Genomic DNA, 246 nt, shown 5'->3' on the forward strand with positions numbered 1-246 from the left:
GCGCCGGCGTGGTGCGGCGTCATCATATCGAGGAAATGAACGTCGAAGTCTTTACCGCTCATCGCCTCCATCTTTTTCATTCCCTCGCCCATCATCATCTTCATCGAATCGCCCATTCCCGGCATTTCCATATTCATCGCCGCCGGTTTTCCCGCGTACCATTTCTCGCGCCAATCCTTCATCTGGCTGATTTCCTTTTTCTGGTCGTCAATGATTTTCTGCGCGAAAGTTTTGAGTTCCGGGTTC

The 246-nt window shown here is 51.6% G+C and carries 1 protein-coding gene; it reads right to left on the minus strand.

Annotated elements, in window-relative coordinates; genetic code table 11:
* On the minus strand, positions 1-246 hold a 246-nt coding region (locus AC6UDG_RS07780), incomplete at both ends, for a DUF305 domain-containing protein (RefSeq protein ID WP_500707002.1).

The sequence above is a fragment of the Fructilactobacillus sp. X2R1C1 genome, from assembly GCF_059901435.1.